The organism is Actinomycetospora corticicola, from assembly GCF_013409505.1.
GTDB classification, from domain to species: Bacteria; Actinomycetota; Actinomycetes; order Mycobacteriales; family Pseudonocardiaceae; genus Actinomycetospora; species Actinomycetospora corticicola.
Genome location: NZ_JACCBN010000001.1, coordinates 2,740,859 through 2,759,675, shown reverse-complemented (window position 1 = coordinate 2,759,675; position 18,817 = coordinate 2,740,859). Strand labels below are relative to the sequence as shown.

General features: G+C 73.2%; 15 protein-coding genes. 11 read left to right on the top strand and 4 right to left on the bottom strand.

Features of this window, described 5'->3' with window-relative positions:
• The first annotated feature begins 102 nt into the window (after positions 1–102).
• The 6 genes from BJ983_RS13250 (at position 103) to BJ983_RS13225 (ending at position 7,081) form a co-directional block, all read left to right on the top strand.
• The gene (locus BJ983_RS13250; RefSeq protein WP_179794210.1) at positions 103–624 is read left to right on the top strand and encodes a hypothetical protein; all 522 of its coding nucleotides are present in this window, start codon (positions 103–105) and stop codon (positions 622–624) included.
• Positions 621–1,751, top strand: coding sequence for a dual-specificity RNA methyltransferase RlmN (gene rlmN, locus BJ983_RS13245; protein WP_179794209.1), 1,131 nt, complete (start codon positions 621–623; stop codon positions 1,749–1,751). The genes BJ983_RS13250 and rlmN overlap by 4 nt, the downstream gene beginning before the upstream one ends.
• Before the next feature lie 7 nt (positions 1,752–1,758).
• Positions 1,759–3,024 carry a GNAT family N-acetyltransferase gene (locus tag BJ983_RS13240; protein WP_179794208.1) on the top strand — a complete coding sequence of 422 codons (1,266 nt, stop codon included), beginning with the start codon at positions 1,759–1,761 and terminating at the stop codon, positions 3,022–3,024.
• A 226-nt stretch (positions 3,025–3,250) separates the two neighbouring features.
• Entirely contained in the window at positions 3,251–4,741 is a 1,491-nt protein-coding gene (locus BJ983_RS13235; RefSeq protein ID WP_179794207.1) for a hypothetical protein, read from the top strand.
• Positions 4,742–5,064: 323 nt separating this feature from the next.
• A complete protein-coding gene (locus BJ983_RS13230; protein ID WP_179794206.1) occupies positions 5,065–6,384 on the top strand; it encodes a hypothetical protein in 1,320 nt (439 codons plus the stop codon).
• A 208-nt stretch (positions 6,385–6,592) separates the two neighbouring features.
• Entirely contained in the window at positions 6,593–7,081 is a 489-nt protein-coding gene (locus BJ983_RS13225) for a hypothetical protein (RefSeq protein WP_179794205.1), read from the top strand.
• A gap of 62 nt (positions 7,082–7,143) precedes the next feature.
• Here BJ983_RS13225 and ligD read toward each other — a convergent pair whose 3' ends face one another.
• Positions 7,144–8,088: a non-homologous end-joining DNA ligase gene (gene ligD / locus BJ983_RS13220; RefSeq protein ID WP_179794204.1), complete on the bottom strand. Its 945-nt coding sequence runs from the start codon at positions 8,086–8,088 to the stop codon at positions 7,144–7,146.
• Between the two features lie 28 nt (positions 8,089–8,116).
• On the opposite strand from ligD, the gene BJ983_RS13215 reads away from it, so the two are divergent.
• Positions 8,117–9,517 (top strand): FAD-dependent oxidoreductase, encoded by a 1,401-nt coding sequence (locus BJ983_RS13215; protein WP_179794203.1) that lies wholly within the window; start codon positions 8,117–8,119, stop codon positions 9,515–9,517.
• A gap of 22 nt (positions 9,518–9,539) precedes the next feature.
• Here the strand turns inward: BJ983_RS13215 and BJ983_RS30850 are convergent, their stop codons facing one another.
• On the bottom strand, positions 9,540–9,842 hold the full coding sequence (locus tag BJ983_RS30850) for a DUF2631 domain-containing protein (RefSeq protein ID WP_179794202.1): 303 nt from the start codon (positions 9,840–9,842) through the stop codon (positions 9,540–9,542).
• A gap of 119 nt (positions 9,843–9,961) precedes the next feature.
• Between BJ983_RS30850 and dxr the strand changes: the two genes are divergently transcribed.
• From dxr to BJ983_RS13190, 4 genes are all read left to right on the top strand, one after another.
• Positions 9,962–11,134, top strand: a complete 1,173-nt coding sequence (dxr, locus tag BJ983_RS13205) for a 1-deoxy-D-xylulose-5-phosphate reductoisomerase (RefSeq protein ID WP_179794201.1) — start codon at positions 9,962–9,964, stop codon at positions 11,132–11,134.
• Positions 11,135–11,185: 51 nt separating this feature from the next.
• Positions 11,186–12,502 (top strand): M50 family metallopeptidase, encoded by a 1,317-nt coding sequence (locus BJ983_RS13200; protein WP_218891096.1) that lies wholly within the window; start codon positions 11,186–11,188, stop codon positions 12,500–12,502.
• A gap of 67 nt (positions 12,503–12,569) precedes the next feature.
• A complete protein-coding gene (gene ispG / locus BJ983_RS13195; protein ID WP_179794199.1) occupies positions 12,570–13,736 on the top strand; it encodes a flavodoxin-dependent (E)-4-hydroxy-3-methylbut-2-enyl-diphosphate synthase in 1,167 nt (388 codons plus the stop codon).
• A gap of 30 nt (positions 13,737–13,766) precedes the next feature.
• On the top strand, positions 13,767–15,812 hold the full coding sequence (locus BJ983_RS13190; RefSeq protein ID WP_179794198.1) for an alpha/beta hydrolase family protein: 2,046 nt from the start codon (positions 13,767–13,769) through the stop codon (positions 15,810–15,812).
• Positions 15,813–15,866: 54 nt separating this feature from the next.
• Here BJ983_RS13190 and hxlA read toward each other — a convergent pair whose 3' ends face one another.
• The gene (gene hxlA / locus BJ983_RS13185) at positions 15,867–16,529 is read right to left on the bottom strand and encodes a 3-hexulose-6-phosphate synthase (protein WP_179794197.1); all 663 of its coding nucleotides are present in this window, start codon (positions 16,527–16,529) and stop codon (positions 15,867–15,869) included.
• Positions 16,530–16,612: 83 nt separating this feature from the next.
• The gene (gene tkt, locus BJ983_RS13180) at positions 16,613–18,688 is read right to left on the bottom strand and encodes a transketolase (protein ID WP_179797772.1); all 2,076 of its coding nucleotides are present in this window, start codon (positions 18,686–18,688) and stop codon (positions 16,613–16,615) included.
• Positions 18,689–18,817 lie beyond the last annotated feature (129 nt).

The window sequence follows — 18,817 nt, the reverse complement described above, 5'->3', positions numbered from 1 at the left end:
CGTCCTGGCCCCGCCGGTCCGCCCCCCGGGTCGTCCGGCCCGCCGCCGGGTTCCTCGCGCGGCCGTCCGCCCTCGGGTGGACGGGCACCGGGCGGTCGGTCGGTGCGGCTCGACCCGGTGCTCGTGGAGTGCCTGGTCGGCGTGGCCTGGCTGACGGTGGGGACGCTCGGGCTGGGCGCCGACGGCGCGGGCACGCTGCTGCTCGCCGTCGGGATCGCGGGGGTCGTGGTGATCCTCGTCGAGAACCGGCGCCGCGGTTCGAACCCGTTCGACGGCGCGCGCTCGGCCGACCTGCTGCGGTTCGGCGGCATCGCCGTCGGGGCGATCGTGGTGGTGTCGGTGCTGCTCGGGCTCATCTCCTGGTCCGAGGCCGCGCCCGGGATCGCCGCGGTGATCACCGGCGGCGCGTTCCTGGCGCTCGCCCGCTCGACCGGGCAGCGCCCGACGCAGTGGCTGGGCATCGTCCTGGCCGCGCTCGGGGTGCTGGCGGCGATCATCAGCACGCAGGAGGCGTCGGGCTTCGTCTCGCAGGGCCTGCTCGGCCTGCTGTGCGGGATCCTCGTCCTCGTCTCGGCCGCCGACCGGATCGGGCTGCTCGAGGCCCTGCGGGACCGGGTCCGATGACCGGGACCGAGCGGGAGCTCCCCGTCCTGTCGCTGACGGGCACCGGGACGCGGCGCACGCGCCCGCCGCGGCACTTCGCCGACCTCGCGCCGGACGACCGCAAGGCCGCGGTCACCGAGCTGGGCCTGCCGGGCTTCCGCGCCGACCAGATCGCGCGGCAGTACTTCGCGCGCCTGGAGGCCGACCCGGCGTCGATGACCGACCTCTCCGCCGCGGACCGGGAGAAGTCCGCGCAGCTCTTCCCGCACCTCTTCGAGCCGGCCTCGGTGGTGGAGTGCGACGGCGGGGCGACGCGCAAGACGCTCTGGCGGGCCGCCGACGGCGCGCTCGTGGAGAGCGTGCTCATGGGCTACCAGGACCGGGCCACGGTGTGCATCTCCAGCCAGGCCGGCTGCGGGATGGCGTGCCCGTTCTGCGCGACCGGCCAGGGCGGGCTGCAGCGGAACATGTCGACGGCCGAGATCGTCGAGCAGGTCCGGTCGGCGGCCGCGGCGGCACGCGACGGCGCGCTCGGCGACGGCGTCCCGGCCCGGCTCTCGAACGTCGTGTTCATGGGCATGGGGGAGCCGCTCGCGAACTACCGCCGCGTCGTCGACGCCGTGCACCGCATCTGCGACGCCCCGCCCGCGGGGCTCGGGATCAGCCAGCGCTCGGTGACGGTCTCCTCCGTCGGGCTCGTCCCCGCGATCCACCGGCTCGCCGACGAGGGCCTGCAGGTCACCCTGGCGGTCAGCCTGCACACTCCCGACGACGAGCTGCGCGACACCCTGGTGCCGGTCAACACCCGCTGGCCGGTGCGCGAGGTCTTCGAGGCGGCGCGGCACTACGCCGACGTCACCGGGCGGCGCGTGTCGATCGAGTACGCCCTGATCCGGGACGTCAACGACCAGCCGTGGCGGGCCGAGCTGCTCGCCAAGCTCGCCTCGCAGCACCTCGGCCGCCTCGTGCACGTGAACCTCATCCCGCTCAACCCGACGCCGGGCTCGAAGTGGGACGCGAGCCCCGCGCCGGTCCAGGCGGAGTTCGTGCGGCGGGTGCGCAACGGCGGCGTCGCGTGCACCGTGCGCGACACGCGGGGACGCGAGATTGCCGCGGCGTGCGGGCAGCTGGCCGCCACCGGGGGATGATCACCCGGTGGTGACGCCGGCGGTGCGGACGTTCTCGCCCCGGGTCGTCGAGGGTTCCTCGGACGCGGGCACCGTGGCGTGGACGCGCGCCCAGCTGGCCGCGTTCCTCGGGCCGCGCCTGGACGCCGAGCTGCTCGCCCGGATCGGCGTCGCCTTCGAGGGCAACCGGCTCCGGGGCGCGTACGCCGACCCCGACCCGACCCCGGTCGCCACCCTGCGCTCCTGGGACGCCCGTCTCACGGTGCCCGGCGGCGACGTGCCCGCCGACGCGATCACCGGCATCGGCGTGCGGTCCACCCATCGCCGCCGGGGTCTGACCGACCGCCTGCTCAGCGAGGACCTCGGCGCCGCCGCGCGCGCCGGCGCCGCGGCCGCCGTGCTCACCTCCACCCAGGGTGCGCTCTACGAGCGGTGGGGGTTCGGGCTCGCGACCCACTCCCGTCGGCTCACCGTCGACACCGCCCGGGCCCGCTTCCGGGACGCCGGGCCGCGCGGCACCCTCGAGGTCGTCGACCGGCCGGACGCCGCGCTCGCCCTCACCCGCCCGCTCCACGACCGCGCCCGGCGTCGCCATCCGGGTGCGCTGGAGCGGCTGGCGTCGCAGTGGGACCAACTGCTGGTGGGTGCGGGACCGTGGAACGGCCTGGAGCCCGACCGGCTCCGCCAGGTCGTCGTCTGGCGCGACGACGACGGCCGACCGGGTGGCTACGTCGTCCTCCGGGTCGAGGAGAGCTGGTACGCCTCCGGCGCGGGGACGCTCGGTGTGGTGGACCTCCAGGCCCTCACCCCGACCGCCTACACCGAGCTCTGGCGCCACCTGTGCTCGCAGGACCTCATCGGCACGGTGACCTGGTCCGACGCATCGGTCGACGAACCGCTGCCGTGGCTGTTCACCGACCCGCGGGCGGTGGTGCTCGGGGAGAGCCGCCCGATGCTGTGGCTGCGGGTCCTCGACGTACCCGCCCTCCTCGGCGCCCGCCGCTACCCGACCGAGGACGCCCTCGTGCTCGAGGTCACCGACCCGCTCGGCCACGCCCGGGGACGCTGGCGGCTCGACACGCACGACCGGCTCGCCCCCGCCGTCACGACCGACGCCGGGGAGCCCGATGTCCGGATGCCGGCCCCGACGCTCGGGTCGGTCGTGCTCGGTGGGGTGGACCCGCGGGTCCTCGTCCGGGCGAACCGGCTCGAGGAACGCTCGGCGGGCGCGGCGGCGCGCCTGGCCCGGATGCTCGCGGCGCCCTCGGTGGCGTGGAACGGCACCCGGTTCTGACCTTCTCGACCGGTTCGGGCGTTCTCGACCGCGATTTCGTCGCTGTCCGATCGTTGTCGACCTGTGACGTCACTCGTTTGTTGTACGCGGTTTCGCCCGTTTGCGTCACCCACTCGGTTCCTACCGATTCGCGCCGGGTGCGCCGTTAGGCCGTTCGGGGATTAGCTCTGTGTCACGAAGCGACTGCGGGGAGTCGCAACGCCAGCGATCCAAGGAGCCGAATCCATTGAACGCCGCACGCCGCGCAGTCGCTGCCGCCGCGATCGTCGTCACGGGTCTGGGTACGACGACCGGACTCGCCTCCGCCGATGCGCAGAACCGCATCTCGGCGACCAACACCACCGTCGGTAACGGTCTGGGGGACACCACCGGCGGAGACATCACCATCACGGCCCGCAACACCAGCAACATCGGCAACGGGAACCGGATCCTCTCCGGGAACAACGTCGCCCTGGGCGGGACGATCGTGAACGGGAACACCACCACGGTCAACGACACGAGCACCACGACCACCACCACCGGGACGGCCACCCCGACGGTCGCCGCCGACGCCCTCGGCGTCGTGACGATCCCGTCCGGCGGGCTCTCGCCGGCCGACTTCGCCGCCTCGGTGCAGGAGGCCATCGACCAGGCCCGGGCCCAGGCCCAGGCGCAGGCCGATGCGGCCCGCGTCTACGCCGAGGCGCTCCGTGACTTCTACGCGGGCGGCGGGGTCGGCACGTTCCCGACCTTCCCGACCCTTCCGGGCACGCCCGACCTGCCCGACCTGCCCGACCTGCCGGGCAGCGGCGGTCCGACGCCGGGCGGCGGCACGACCCCGACGGCCCCCGACCTCGGTGACCTGTTCGGGGACGACTTCCCGTTCGGGCCGGGTGGATCGCCCTTCGGCGAGGACTTCCCGTTCGGACCGGGCGGTTCGCCCTTCGGCGAGGACTTCCCGTTCGGTCCGGGCGGGTTCCCGGGCCTGCCGGGCACCGGCACCGGTGGCGACGACGGAGGCCTGCCCGGTACCGGTGGTGGCACCGACGACGGCGGCACCGACGACGGTGGCACCGACGACGGCGGGCTGCCGGGTCTCCCCGGCGACCTGCCGGGCTCCGGTGACGACGGCGGCATCGACCTCGGGGACCCGCTCGGTGACGGTCCCGGTGACGGTGGAGCCGGCTCCGACGACGACGGGGTGGACGTCGACCTCCCGATCGGTGGGGACGCCGACGGTGGCGCCGGCTCCGACGACGACGGAGTGGACGTCGACCTCCCGATCGGTGGAGACACCGACGGCGGCTCCGCGTCCGACGACGACCTGATCGACGCCGACCTGCCCATCGGTGGCGACTCCGACGGCGGGACCGGGTCCGACGACGACCTGATCGACGCCGACGTCCCGGTGCTGAGCGACTCCGACTCGTCGGACGAGAGCAGCTCGGACAACGACGTCGCCGACGTCGACGTCCCGGTGCTGAGCGACTCCGACTCGTCGGATGAGAGCAGCTCGGACAACGACGTCGCCGACGTCGACGTCCCGGTGCTGAGCGACTCCGACTCGTCGGATGAGAGCAGCTCGGACAACGACGTCGCCGACGTCGACATCCCGGTCCTGAGCGACTCGGGCGACGGCGACTCGAGCGACAGCGGTTCGAGCGACAGCGACTCGGGCGACAGCGACGCCGGCGACACGGTCTCCGACGTCGTCGACAGCGCGTCGGATCTCCTCTGACCCTGCGTTCCGAGCACGACCACACGAGGGCCCCGCCCCGCACCCGAGAGGTGCGAGGCGGGGCCCTCGTGCGTGACGGGGCGGAACGTCGATGGGGACGGGGTGACCCCAACCGGGCAAAGACGGCGCGATGACACGGAGACGCGGTCGACGCACTGTCGTGATCTCACACGATTGCCGGACGGACTCGCCGGTGGAGTGCTCACACGAACGGGGTGACCTCGCGGCTCTCCGGTCGCGGGCTGGGCCGAACGGGCGATTAGCTCTGTGTCATCAAGCGACTGCGGGGAGTCGCCAAAAGCCTGCGATCTAGGAGTCGATCCATGAATGCCGCACGTCGGGCCGCCGCAGCGGCCGCGATCGTCGTCACCGGACTCGGGACCACCGCGGGGGTTGCGGCGGCCGATTCGGTCAACACCATCACGGCCACGAACACGACCACGGGCTCCGGCCTCGGGGACGTCACCGGCGGGAACACCAGGATCACCGCCACCAACATCAGCGACATCGGCAATGGCAACGTCGTGGCCAGCGGGAACAACGTCGCCCTGCTCGGGGGCACCATCGTCAACGGCAACACGACGACGGTCAACGACACGACCACGACGACCACGAACGGCACCACCACGGGCACGACGACCGGCACCACCACCGGCACGGGCACCACGACCGGCGGGACCCTGCCGGGGACGGTCACGATCCCCTCCACGGGGCTCTCGCCGGCCGACTTCGCCGCGGCGGTGCAGGACGCCATCGACCAGGCAAGGGCCCAGGCCGAGGCCTACAACGGGTCTCTGGTCGACGCCTTCGGGACCGACTTCCCGTTCGGGCCGGACGGGTCGCCCTTTGGTCCCGACTTCCCCTTCGGTCCGGACTTCCCCTTCGGTCCGGGCGGTTTCCCGGGCACGGGAGGCACCGGCACCGGCACCGGCACCGGCACGGGGACGGGGACGGGCACCGGGACCGATACCGGCCTGGGCGGCCTGGACCTCGGCTCGCTGCTGAACCTGAACCTCCCGATCCTGAGCCAGGGCTCGGGCACCGACCTCGGCAGCCTGATCAACGCCAACATCCCGGTGCTCAGCCAGGGGTCCGGCACCTCCGGGCTCGGCAGCCTGATCAACGCGAACATCCCGGTGGGCAGCCAGGACTCGGGCAGCACCGGCGGGACCGCGAGCGTGCTCGACGCCAACGTCCCGGTGCTCAGCCAGGACTCCGGGACGAGTGGCACCGGCGAGAGCCTCGTGAGCGCAAACGCCCCCGTCCTGAGCCAGGACTCGGGCAGCGGGAGCACCGGCAGTCTGGTGGACGCCAACCTCCCGGTCCTGAGCCAGGACTCGGGCTCGACCTCCACGTCGTCCTCGTCGTCCTCGTCCTCCTCGGCGGCGAAGTCGGCGGCCAAGGAGGCCAAGGCCGAGGCGAAGTCGGCCGCCAAGGAGGCCAAGGCCGAGGCGAAGTCGGCGGCCAAGGAGGCCAAGGCCGAGGCGAGGTCGGCCGCCAAGGAAGCCAAGAGCGAGGCGAAGTCGGCGGCCAAGGAGGCCAAGAGCGCGGCGAAGTCGGCCGCCAAGGAGGCCAAGAGCGCGGCGAAGTCGGCGGCGAAGGAGGCCAGGAGCGCGGCGAAGTCGGTCGTGTCCGGCCTCTGACCTGATCCACCCGCACGGCACCACGGGCCCGGCCCCGCTCCTCGCGAGCGGGGTCGGGCCCGTCGTCGTCCCGCCCCGCAACAGGGGTTCCTCGCCCGATCTGATCACGTGGCGTCGAGATCCGTACCAGCGCCGTGTAGCCCCCGTTGGACGCTCCGTCACGTCCGATCGCAGTCCGTGATCGGGCCTCATGCCAGGGGGAACTGACATGTCGATCGTCCGCCGTGCCGTCGTCGGAGCCGCGGTGCTCGGGGCCGGCCTCACGTCCTTCGCCGGGATCGCGTCCGCCGCGCCGGTCGCGCCGCCCGGGGTCGACGGGGCGGTCGCCGCCGCCGGTGCCGCCGCCACGGCCGGGACGCAGGCCGGTCTCGCCGGCGCGCAGGCCGGGCTGAGCGCGGCCAACGCCGCGGCCGCCGTCGCGAAGAACGTCGCCGGGGTGGACATCCCGGGCCTCGACGCCGTGCCGGGGTTCGACTCCGTCGCCGACATCCCGGGTCTCACCCAGGGTCTCGACGCGATCCCGTCGGCCGGGGACCTCGCCGGCTTCGCCGACCTCACGAAGCTCCCCACCGACCCGACCGCCTTCGGCGACACCCTGACCCAGGGCCTGCCCACCGCCGAGGACCTCTCGCAGGGCCTGAGCCCCGAGGCGCTCACGCCCGACCTGTCGGCGCTCGACGCCCTGTCCGGCAGCTGAACCCCGTCCCGACGACGGGTGCCGCGCGCGGCACCCGTCGTCGGGAATCAGACCTCGGGGATTCAGACCTCCGGGGCGTCCGGTTCCGGCGCCTCGTCGCGGTCGGCCCACTCCAGCAGGGGCGCGAGGTCGAAGACGGCCTCGTCGATATCCGCGTGCAGGTCGCCGAGCTCGGCGTAGCGCGCGGGCATCGTCGCGATCGTGAAGTCGCCCGGTTCCGCCGCGGCGATCTCGTCCCAACGAAGGGGCGCCGAGACGATGCCCAGCGGGGTGCCGCGGACCGAGTAGGCGCTCGCGATCGTGTGGTCGCGGGTGTTCTGGTTGTAGTCGACGAAGACGGTGCCGGGCTCGCGGTCCTTGCGCCACCAGGCCGTCGTCACCAGCTGCGGGGCCCGCCGCTCGACCTCGCGTGCGAAGGCCCACGCGGCCCGCCGCACCTCGCCGAAGGAGTGCTCCGGGCGAATCCGCACGTAGACGTGCAGGCCGGAGCCGCCCGACGTCTTCGGGAAACCGACGGCCCCGAGTTCGTCGAGCACCTCGTGCACCACCGTCGCGACCTGCCGCACCGTGTCGAACCCGACGCCCTCCATCGGGTCGAGGTCGATGCGCCACTCGTCGGGCGACTCGACGTCGGCGGCCCGGGAGTTCCAGGGGTGGAACTCGACGGTCGACATCTGCACGGCCCACACGACGTCGGCGATCGAGGAGACGCAGAGCTCGTCGGCGGTGCGGTGGTAGCGCGGGAAGTGCACCCGCACCGTGGGCACCCAGTCCGGCGCCCCCTTCGGCAGCCGCTTCTGGTGGACCTTGTCGCCGTCCACGCCGCTCGGGAACCGGTGCATCATGCACGGCCGGTTCCGCAGCGCGTTGACGATGCCGTCGCCCACCGAGACGTAGTACTGCGCGAGATCGAGTTTCGTCTCCCCGCGCGCCGAGAAATAGACCCTGTCCGGGTTCGTGAGCCGCACCGTGCGGCCGGCGAGGACGAGCTCGGCAGCTTCTGCCACGAGCGCACGCTAGCGGAGGGGAATCCGAATGACCCGTCGGATCGTCGTCATCGGCGGCGACGCCACCGGGATGAGCGCAGCCAACACCGCCCTGCGGCACACCGCGGCCGACGGCGGCGAGGCGCCCGAGGTGATCGTCCTGGAGCGCGGGCACTACACGTCCTACTCGGCGTGCGGCATCCCCTACTGGATCGCCGGCGAGGTCTCCGACCGCGACGACCTCGTCGCCCGCACCCCGGAGCAGCACCGCGAGGCCGGGATCGACGTGCGGATGCGCACGGAGGCGACGGCGGTCGACGTCGAGAAGCAGGTCGTCTCGTTCCGTGCCCTCGACGGGGACGGCTCCGAGGGCGAGCTGGAGTACGACGACCTCGTGTTCGCCACCGGGGCGACGCCCGTCTACCCGCCGCTCGACGGGATCGACGCCGCGGGCATCCACGGCGTGCAGTCGCTCGAGCAGGGCGAGCAGATCGTGAAGGACCTCGACGCGTCGCAGGCCCGACGGGCCGTCGTCGTCGGCGCCGGGTACATCGGCGTCGAGATGGCCGAGGCGATGCTGACCCGCGGGCTCGAGGTCACCGTCGTCGACCGCGCGCCCCAGCCCTTCACCCAGGTCGACCCGGACCTCGGGGCGATCGTGCGGACCGCCATGGAGGACATGGGCATCACGGTGCTGACCGGCACCTCCGTCGAGGGCTTCGACACCCGCGAGGACGGGCGCGTGGCCGCCGTGCGTACCGGTGACGGGGCGGTCGCCGCGGACATCGTCGTCATCGGGCTCGGCGTCGCGCCGAACGTGTCGCTCGCGCAGGAGGCGGGGCTGACCGTCGGGCGGTCCGGCGGGCTGGTCACCGACGTGCGGATGCGCTGTGTCGGCCACGAGAACGTGTGGGCCGGCGGTGACTGCGTCGAGGTGCACCACCGGCTCTCGCAGCAGGGCGTCGCGATCGCCCTCGGCACGCACGCCAACAAGCACGGCCGGATCATCGGCACGAACCTCGCGGGCGGGTACGGCACGTTCCCCGGCGTCATCGGCACCGCGATCTCCAAGGTCTGTTCCCTCGAGATCGGGCGGACCGGGCTGGGGGAGAACGAGGCGCGGGCCGCCGGGTACGGGTTCGTGACGGCGACGATCGAGTCGTCGAACGTCGCGGGGTACATGCCGGGCGCGGAGATGATGACGGTGAAGGTCATCGCCGAGGAACGCTCCGGGCGCCTGCTCGGGGCCCAGATCGTCGGGCGGGCCAACTCGGCCAAGCGCATCGACGTCTTCGCCACCGCCATCTGGAACGGGATGGGCCTCGAGGAGATGACCTTCATGGACCTCTCCTACGCCCCGCCGTTCTCACCGACCTGGGACGCCGTCCTGGTGGCCGCGCGCAAGGGCGCGAAGGCGGTCCAGGACGACATCCCGCGCAGCCCGGTGTAGTCGCCGGGCGTGGCCGGGTGCGTCAGCGGCGCCAGGACGTCCGGTTGCGGATGATCGCGCCCAGCGAGAGCGCGAAGAAGGCGACCGCGATCACGACGAGCCAGATGTTCTCCTGCTGGCCGACGTGGTTGCCCCACAGCATGATCAGGCAGATCGCGGCGACGAGGAAGCCCGCGAAGTGCGCGACCTTCGGGTAGTGGCCGTGCCAGCCCCACTCGACCGACGGCTCGTCGTCGGAGGACACGCCGTTGACGACGACGGCCTGGTGGCTGTCGGCCTTCGCGGGGTCGCCGTGCGCCTGACGGGCGGGGCTCGAGCTGGCCACGGGTCCTCCTGGTCTCCGACGTGCCGTTCGCGCGACAATCTATCGGTCGTCGCGGCCCGTGGCAGTCCGTGGGGCGTGTGACCGCGCCGATCCCCGGGAGTCGGGCCAGGATGGCGGCGATGAGCACCGCACGCCCCGTCGTCCTGCTGGGTTCCACCGGGTCGATCGGCACCCAGGCGCTCGACCTCGTGCGCCTCCACCCCGACCGGTTCACCGTCACCGGCCTCGCCGCCGGCGGTGGCCGCCCGGAGCTGCTCGCCGCGCAGGCCGCGGAGTTCGGCGTCCCGACGGTGGCCGTGGCCGACGAGGGCGCCCGGGCCACGGTGGTCGAGGCGCTCCGCGCGGCCGGGAGTCGCGCCGAGGTGCTCGCGGGCGCGGGGGCGATGACCGACCTCGCCGGCAGCGGCGCCGAGGGCACGGTGGTGCTCAACGCCGTCGACGGCTCCCGCGGGCTCGCGCCGACGCTGGCCGCGCTGCGCAGCGGGGCGACGCTCGCCCTGGCCAACAAGGAGTCGCTGGTCGCCGGAGGGCCGCTGGTCACGCGCGCCGCCACCCCCGGACAGATCCTCCCGGTCGACTCCGAGCACTCCGCGATCGCGCAGTGCCTGCGCTCCGGGGCGCTGGGCGAGGTCGACCGCATCGTCCTGACGGCGAGCGGCGGCCCGTTCCGCGGCCGGTCCCGCGACGACCTCGCCGGGGTCTCGCTCGACGACGCCCTCGCGCACCCGACGTGGGCGATGGGCCCCGTCGTCACCCTCAACTCCTCGACCCTGGTGAACAAGGGGCTCGAGCTCATCGAGGCGCACCTGCTGTTCGCGGTGCCCTACGACCGGATCGACGTCGTGGTGCACCCGCAGTCGGTGGTGCACTCCATGGTCACGTTCGTCGACGGCGCGACGATCGCGCAGGCCAGCCCGCCCGACATGCACCTGCCGATCGGCCTGGCGCTCGCCTTCCCCGACCGCCTGCCCGGGGCCTCGCCGCGGGAGACGTTCGCCGCCGCCCAGGCGTGGACCTTCGAGCCCCTCGACGTGGCCGCGTTCCCCGCCGTCGACCTCGCCCGCGCCGCCGGGAGCGCGGGCGGCTGCCTGCCCGCGGTGTTCAACGCGGCGAACGAGGAGGCCGTCCGCGGCTTCCTCGCCGGCCGGGGCACGTGGCTCGGGATCGTCGACACCGTCGCGGACGTGCTGGGCGGCGCGACCGAGTGGGCGGGCGACCCCCGCGACGTCGACGACGTGTACGCCGCCGAGGACTGGGCGCGCACCCGTGCGGGGGAGCTGCTCGCGGTCTGACACCGCCCCACGCCGAGATCACCGGGGCGCCCGCTACCGTGGCGCTCCGTGATGCTCGTCCTCGGGATCGTGCTCTTCGCGCTCGGACTGATGTTCTCCATCGCCTGGCACGAGCTCGGCCACTTCACCGCCGCTCGTCGGTTCGGTGTGCGCGTGCCCGAGTTCATGGTGGGCTTCGGCCCGACGGTCTTCGCCCGGCAGCGCGGCGAGACGTCGTTCGGCATCAAGGCGATCCCGCTCGGCGGCTACATCCGGATGATCGGCATGATCCCGCCGGCTCCGGGCGAGAAGATCGGCCGCAGCCGCCGGTCCGGGCCGTTCCAGGGCCTGATCGACGACGTCCGCGCCGACTCGGTCAAGGACATCCGTCCCGGGGACGAGGACCGCCAGTTCTGGACCCGCAAGCCCTGGCAGCGCATCGTCGTGATGTTCGCCGGGCCGTTCATGAACCTGATCCTCGCCGCGGTGCTGTTCATCATCGTGCTCATGGGCTTCGGCATCCCGACCGCCCAGCCGGTGGTCTCCGCCGTCAGCAAGTGCGTCGTCCCGGCCTCGCAGGCGACCACCACCGACCAGTGCCCCCCGGGCGCGCCGCTCACCCCGGCCGCCGAGGCGGGCTTCCGGGCCGGCGACCGCATCGTCAGCTTCGACGGCCGCTCCTACGGCTCGTGGGAGGACATGCAGCTGGCCATCCGGGCGGCCTCGGGCACCGTCCCCGTCGTCATCGAGCGGCCCCTTCCCGACGGCGGGTCGCAGACCCTGACGCTCTACCCGCGGCTCATCCAGACCCAGCTGCTCGACCTCGACTCCGCGCGCTCCACCGGGGAGCCGCAGTACGTCACCGGGTCGTTCCTCGGCCTGAGCCCGATCCAGCCGACGACCCGGCAGACCCCCGCCCAGGTGGTCGACTTCGTCGGGGACATGGGCGTGCGGGCGGTGAACAGCATCATCGCGCTGCCCACGAAGGTCCCCGCCCTGTTCGGGGCGGTGTTCCTCGGCGAGCAGCGCGACGTGAACGGACCGGTCAGCGTCGTCGGGGTGTCGGTGCTCGGCGGCGAGGTGCTGGCCTCGGACAGCCCGGTCGCGGCCGAGATCGCGATGATGCTGCAGCTGCTGGCCGCGGTGAACGTGTCGCTGTTCCTGCTGAACCTGCTGCCGATCCTGCCGCTCGACGGCGGGCACATCCTCCCCGCGCTCTGGGAGGCGGCGAAGAAGCGGATCGCCCGGCTCCGCGGTCGCCCGGACCCCGGCCCGGTCGACATGGCGAAGCTGATGCCGATCGCCTACGGCTTCGCGATCGTGATCATGCTCTACGGCGGGCTCGTGATCCTGGCCGACATCGTCAACCCGATCAAACTCAACCTGTAGGTGAACAGCAGTCGGGGTCACGTCGTCGACCCCGGCATCCTCGGGAACCCTCGGGCAGACTGGTGGCATGCAGATCGACCTGGGTATGCCGGAGGCCCCTGCGGTGCTGGCGCCGCGGCGGAAGACCCGTCAGCTCGACGTCGGCGGCGTCGGCGTCGGCAGTGACCACCCGGTCTCGGTGCAGTCGATGACCACCACGCTCACCTCGGACGTCAACGCCACGCTGCAGCAGATCGCGGAGCTCACCGCGGCCGGCTGCGACATCGTGCGGGTGGCCGTCCCGAGCGCCGACGACGCCGAGGCGCTCCCGGCGATCGCGAAGAAGTCCAACATCCCCGTGATCGCGGACATCCACTTCCAGCCGAAGTACGTCTTCGCCGCGATCGACGCCGGCTGTGCCGCCGTGCGCGTGAACCCGGGCAACATCAAGAAGTTCGACGACAAGGTCGGTGAGATCGCGAAGGCCGCCAAGGACGCGGGCACGCCGATCCGCATCGGCGTCAACGCCGGGTCGCTCGAGCCGTCGATCATGGCCAAGTACGGCAAGGCCACGCCCGAGGCGCTCGTCGAGTCGGCCCTGTGGGAGGCCTCGCTGTTCAGCGAGCACGACTTCCACGACATCAAGATCTCGGTCAAGCACCACGACCCGGTGACGATGGTGCGGGCCTACGAGCTGCTCGCCGAGCAGTGCGACTACCCGCTGCACCTCGGCGTCACCGAGGCCGGCCCGACGTTCCAGGGGACGATCAAGTCCGCCACCGCGTTCGGCGCGCTGCTCTCCCGCGGCATCGGCGACACCATCCGCGTCTCGCTCTCGGCGCCGCCGATCGAGGAGGTCCGGGTGGGCCTGTCGATCCTGGAGTCGCTGAACCTGCGCCCGCGCAAGCTCGAGATCGTCTCCTGCCCGTCCTGCGGGCGCGCCCAGGTCGACGTCTACAAGCTCGCCGACGAGGTGACCGCCGGCCTCGAGGGCATGGAGGTCCCGCTGCGCGTGGCCGTCATGGGCTGCGTGGTGAACGGCCCGGGCGAGGCCCGCGACGCCGACCTCGGCGTGGCCAGCGGCAACGGCAAGGGCCAGATCTTCGTCAAGGGCGAGGTCATCAAGACCGTGCCGGAGGCGCAGATCGTCGAGACCCTCATCGAGGAGGCCATGCGCCTCGCCGAGGAGGCCGGCTCCGACGAGGAGCTGGCGGGCGGCGTGGCGGGCGGGGCGCCCACGGTCACGGTCGGCTAGGTGGCTGCCCCCGTGGTGTGATCGGGGGCGATGAGCACCTTCGACGACCTCGACGCCTTCATCGCCACCCGCCGTCAGGCCGGGCTCGCCCTGTCCCCGGACGGTGCGCGGCTGGTCACCACGGCCGCCGAGCTCTCACCCGACGCCACGCGCTACGTCACCTCCGTCTGGGAGGTCGACCCGCGGGGCGAGGAGCAGTCCCGGCGACTGACGCGGTCGTCGAAGGGCGAGGCGTCCGCCGCCTTCGCGCCCGACGGGGACCTGTTCTTCACCTCCGGCCGCCCCGACCCGTCGACCGAGGCCGCCGAGGACGCGCCGACCGCGCTCTGGGTCCTCCCGCACCACGGCGGGGAGTCCCGCCAGGTCCTGACGACGGGGGACGGCGTCTCCTCCTTCCAGGTCGCGCAGGACTCGGGGCACGTCGTGGTCGCGACGTCGGTGCCGGTGGGGCCGGTCGCCGCTGAGGCCCCCGCGGACTCCGCAGGCGACTCGGCGGAGGACGAGGAGGACCCGGCGGGCGTGCTGCGCGCGGCCCGCAAGAAGGCCGGCGTGAGTGCCCGGCTGCACACCCGCTACCCGGTGCGGTTCTGGGACCACGACCTCGGGCCCGGGCGCCCGCAGATCCGCATCCACGAGCCGCTGGCGGCGGACCGGCTCGCGCCGCCCGCCGTCGTGATCGACCCCCTGGAACCCGGGCAGCGGCTGCGCGAGCACGCGATCAGCCCCGACGGGCAGGCGCTCGCGGTAGCCGTCGACGTGCGCGACCCGGAGGACCCGGCGGCGGTGCGGGTGCGGCTGGAGATCCGGCGCGGCGCGGAGCACGAGGTCGTCGCCGACGAGCGCGGCGTGGATCACGAGCGCCCGACCATCACCCCCGACGGGCGGTGGCTGCTCTGGATCCGGGAGCGGCACGCGCAGCCGGGCCGCGCGCCCGCCCACACGCTGCTGGCGCGCCCGCTCGACGGCGGCGACACGGTCGTCGTGCTGCCGGAGGGGCGGCTGACGGTGCAGTCGGTGACCGGGGCGGCCGATCGCGACGCCGTCTACGTGACGGCCGACGAGCAGGGGCACTGCCCGGTGTTCCGCCTCTCGATCACGACGGGGGAGCAGGTCCGGCTGACCCGTTCCGGGGCGTACACCGACGTCGTCCCCACCGCCGAGGGCGGCGCGGTCTACGCGCTCCGGTCCGCGGTGGACGCGCCGCCGACCCCGGTGCGGCTCGACCCGTACGCCGCCGACCAGGACCCGACGACCCTGCCGGGCGCGACGGAGGTCGACGCCCTGCCCGGGACGCTGACCGAGGTGACGGCGACCGGCGAGGACGGCGCGCCGCTGCGGGCCTGGCTCGCGCTGCCCGAGGGGGACGGCCCGCACCCGCTGCTGCTGTGGATCCACGGCGGGCCGTTCGGCTCGTGGAACGCGTGGACGTGGCGGTGGAACCCCTGGGTGGCCACGGCCCGCGGGTACGCGGTGCTGCTGCCCGACCCGCGGCTGTCGACCGGGTACGGGCAGGAGTTCATGGACGTCTCGTCGGGGGCCTGGGGCGGGCTGCCGTACACGGACCTGCTGGCGCTGACGGACGCGTGCGAGGCGCGGCCGGAGATCGATTCCTCGCGGACCGCCGCGATGGGCGGGTCCTTCGGCGGCTACATGGCCAACTGGGTCGCCGGGCACACCGACCGCTTCGACGCGATCGTCACCCACGCGTCGATCTGGCACCTCGACGGCTTCGTCGGCACCACCGACGGCTCGTACCACTGGACGCGCCAGTGGGGCGACCCGATCACCGACCGCGAGCGCTACGACGAGCACTCCCCGCACCGGTTCGCCTCGTCGATCACGACGCCGATGCTGGTGATCCACGGCGACAAGGACTACCGCGTGCCGATCGGCGAGGGCCTGCGGCTCTGGTACGACCTGCAGCGAGAAGGTGTCGAGTCGCAGTTCCTGTACTTCCCCGACGAGAACCACTGGGTGCTCGGGCCGGGGGACGTCAAGGTCTGGTACTCGACGGTGTTCGCGTTCCTCGACCACCACGTGCTCGGGCGGGAGTGGGAGCGGCCGGCCCTGGTCTAGGGAGCCGACGGACCGCCCGCCGGACGCGGGAGCCGCGTCCGGCGGGATGCCCGGTCACGCCGAGCCGGTACTCGCTGCGGCGCCCTGCCCCATCGCGTCCCGGATGGCCTTCGCCGCGGCGCCGGGGTCGTCGGCGTTGTAGATCGACCCGCCGACCACGGCGACCTCCGCGCCGGCCTCCTCCACCGAGGCGACGGTGTCGACGCTGACGCCGCCGGCGATGGAGAACGGGACACCGGCTTCCCGGCCGTCGGCGAGCAACGCGTCGATCGTGTAGTCGGGGCGGGCCTGCTCGTCGAGCCCGGCGTGGATCTCGACGAAGTCCACGCCCAGCGCCGACACCTCCTTGATGCGCTCCACCCGGCCGTCGACGACGGTGATCATGTCGGCCACGACCCGCATCCCCGCGTTCTTGCCGGCCTCCACCGCGCCACTGATGGTGTCGTCGTCCGCGGTGCCCATGACCGTGACCAGGTCGGCGCCCGCCGCGAAGGCGAGGTCCGCCTCGAGCTCGCCGGCGTCGGCGGTCTTCAGGTCGGCGAACACGAGCTTGTCCGGGTGCGCCGCCTTGATCGCGCCGATGGCGCTCATGCCCTCGGCCTTGATCAACGGCGTGCCCAGCTCGAGGATGTCGACGTGATCGGCGACCTTGCGCGCGAGCTCCAACGCGTCGGCGAGCGTCGGGACGTCCAAAGCTACCTGCAGTTTCACTGGCATCTCCTCATCTGTTTCGAGTCCTCGTCCGAGGTCCTCGGGGGTCGACCCGTCTCCGCCTGCACGAGCAACGGGTCGGGGTCAGGTCACGTCGAGGTCCGCGACAGCGAGCGACGGGCGGCCGCGACGACGGCGTCGGTGGTGAGCCCGAACTGCCGGTAGAGCGTCTGGTGGTCGGCGCTGGCGCCGAAGTGCTCGAGGGAGACGATCTCCCCGCGGTCGCCGACGAAGCGGTGCCAGGTCAGGGCGATCGCGGCCTCGACGGCGACCCGGGCGGTGACCTGCGGCGGGAGCACGCTGCGGCGGTAGGCCTCGTCCTGCGCGTCGAACCACTCGATGCAGGGCATGGACACGACCCGGGTGGGCACGCCCTCGGCCTCGAGCGCGTCGCGGGCCGCCAGGGCCAGCTGCACCTCGGATCCGGTCGCGATGAGCAGGAGCTCCGGCTCCGCCGTGCCGTTCCCGCCGGCACCGGCCTCGGCGATCACGTAACCGCCGCGCCGGACCCCGTCGATCGTCACGCCCTCGAGGACCGGCACGTCCTGCCGGGTCAGGGCCAGCCCGGCGGGCCCGGTCGGGTTCTCGAGGATGCCGCGGAAGGCGGCGGCGGTCTCCCGGGCGTCGGCGGGCCGGACGACCGAGAGGCCGGGGATCGCGCGCAGGGCCGCGAGGTGTTCGACCGGCTGATGGGTGGGGCCGTCCTCGCCGAGTCCGATCGAGTCGTGGGTCCAGATGTAGATCGTCGGCAGCTTCATCAGGGCGGCCAGCCGCACCGCCGGGCGCATGTAGTCCGAGAAGACGAGGAAGGTCCCGCCGTAGGCGCGGGTACCGCCGTGCAGGGCGATGCCGTTGAGGACGGCGCCCATCGCGTGCTCGCGGACGCCGAAGTGCAGGGTGCGCCCGTACGGGTTGGCCTGGCCCCACATCGGGGTCGTGACGCTGCCCGGCCCGAACGAGTCGGCGCCCTCGATGGTCGTGTTGTTGCTCTCGGCCAGGTCGGCCGACCCGCCCCAGAGCTCCGGCAGCACGTCGCCGATCGACCCGAGGACCTTCGCCAGTGCCTTGCGGGTGGCGACGGGGTCGTCGCCGGGGCTCCAGTCCGGGAGGTGGTCACCCCAGCCGGCCGGGAGCTCGGAGGAGGCCATCCGCTCGAACAGCGCGTGGCGCTCCGGGTTCGCCCGGGCCCAGGCGTCGAACGACTCCTGCCAGGTACGGCGCCGCCGGGAGGCCCGTTCCCCGACCTGCCGGGCGTGCGCGAGCACCTCGTCGTCGACGGCGAAGCTCTTCGCCGGGTCGAAGTCGAGGAGTTCCTTGACCTTCGAGACCTCGTCCTCGCCGAGCGCCGCGCCGTGGGCCGCGCCGGTGTCCATCCGGTCGGGGGCGGGGAAGCCGATGACGGTCCGCAGCGCGATGAACGAGGGCCGGTCGGTCTCGGCCCTCGCCCTGGTCAGGGCCTCCCGGATCCCGACGACGTTCTCGCCCCCGCGCACGGTCTGGACGTGCCAGCCGTAGGCCTCGTAGCGCATCGCCACGTCCTCGGACAAGGCGATCGCGGTGTCGTCCTCGATCGAGATGTGGTTGTCGTCGTAGATCACGACGAGGTTGCCGAGCTGTTGGCGCCCGGCCAGCGACGACGCCTCGGCGGTGACGCCCTCCTCGATGTCACCGTCGGAGGCGATCACGTAGACGGCGTGGTCGAACGGGCTGGCACCGGGCGGAGCGTCGGGATCGAACAGACCGCGCTCGCGACGGGCGGACATCGCCATCCCGACCGCCGCGCCCAGCCCTTGACCGAGCGGGCCGGTGGTGATCTCGACACCGGGGGTGTGGCCGTACTCGGGGTGCCCGGGGGTCTGCGAGCCCCACGTCCGCAGGTGCTCGAGGTCGCTCAGCTCCAGCCCGTACCCGGACAGGTAGAGCTGCAGGTAGAGCGTGAGGCTGGAGTGGCCGCAGGACAGGACGAACCGGTCCCGGCCCGGCCAGAGCGGGTCGGCCGGGTCGTGGCGCATGACGTGCTGGAATAGCGTGTAGGCCAGCGGTGCCAGGGACATCGCGGTCCCGGGATGCCCGCTGCCGCAGCGCTGGACGGCGTCGACCGCCAGGACGCGGGCCGTGTCCACCGCGCGGGTGTCCAGGGGTGACCAGTCGGCCGGGACCGACAGGTCGACGAGCGAGCCCGGCCGGCCGAGGTCGTCGAACGCGGGGTGGTGGCGCTCGGCTTCGATGCTGTTCACGGGGACCCACTCCAGGGGTTCGGTGGAGGTGCTCTGATCGCCTCGGTCGTGGCGTTC

Coding starts and splice junctions, on each gene's coding strand:
- rlmN (WP_179794209.1), top strand. CDS start 621: ATGACCGGGACCGAGCGGGAGCTCCCCGTCCTGTCGCTGACGGGCACC.
- BJ983_RS13230 (WP_179794206.1), top strand. CDS start 5,065: ATGAATGCCGCACGTCGGGCCGCCGCAGCGGCCGCGATCGTCGTCACC.
- BJ983_RS13225 (WP_179794205.1), top strand. CDS start 6,593: ATGTCGATCGTCCGCCGTGCCGTCGTCGGAGCCGCGGTGCTCGGGGCC.
- BJ983_RS13215 (WP_179794203.1), top strand. CDS start 8,117: ATGACCCGTCGGATCGTCGTCATCGGCGGCGACGCCACCGGGATGAGC.
- dxr (WP_179794201.1), top strand. CDS start 9,962: ATGAGCACCGCACGCCCCGTCGTCCTGCTGGGTTCCACCGGGTCGATC.
- BJ983_RS13200 (WP_218891096.1), top strand. CDS start 11,186: ATGCTCGTCCTCGGGATCGTGCTCTTCGCGCTCGGACTGATGTTCTCC.
- ispG (WP_179794199.1), top strand. CDS start 12,570: ATGCAGATCGACCTGGGTATGCCGGAGGCCCCTGCGGTGCTGGCGCCG.
- BJ983_RS13190 (WP_179794198.1), top strand. CDS start 13,767: ATGAGCACCTTCGACGACCTCGACGCCTTCATCGCCACCCGCCGTCAG.
- hxlA (WP_179794197.1), bottom strand. CDS start 16,529: ATGCCAGTGAAACTGCAGGTAGCTTTGGACGTCCCGACGCTCGCCGAC.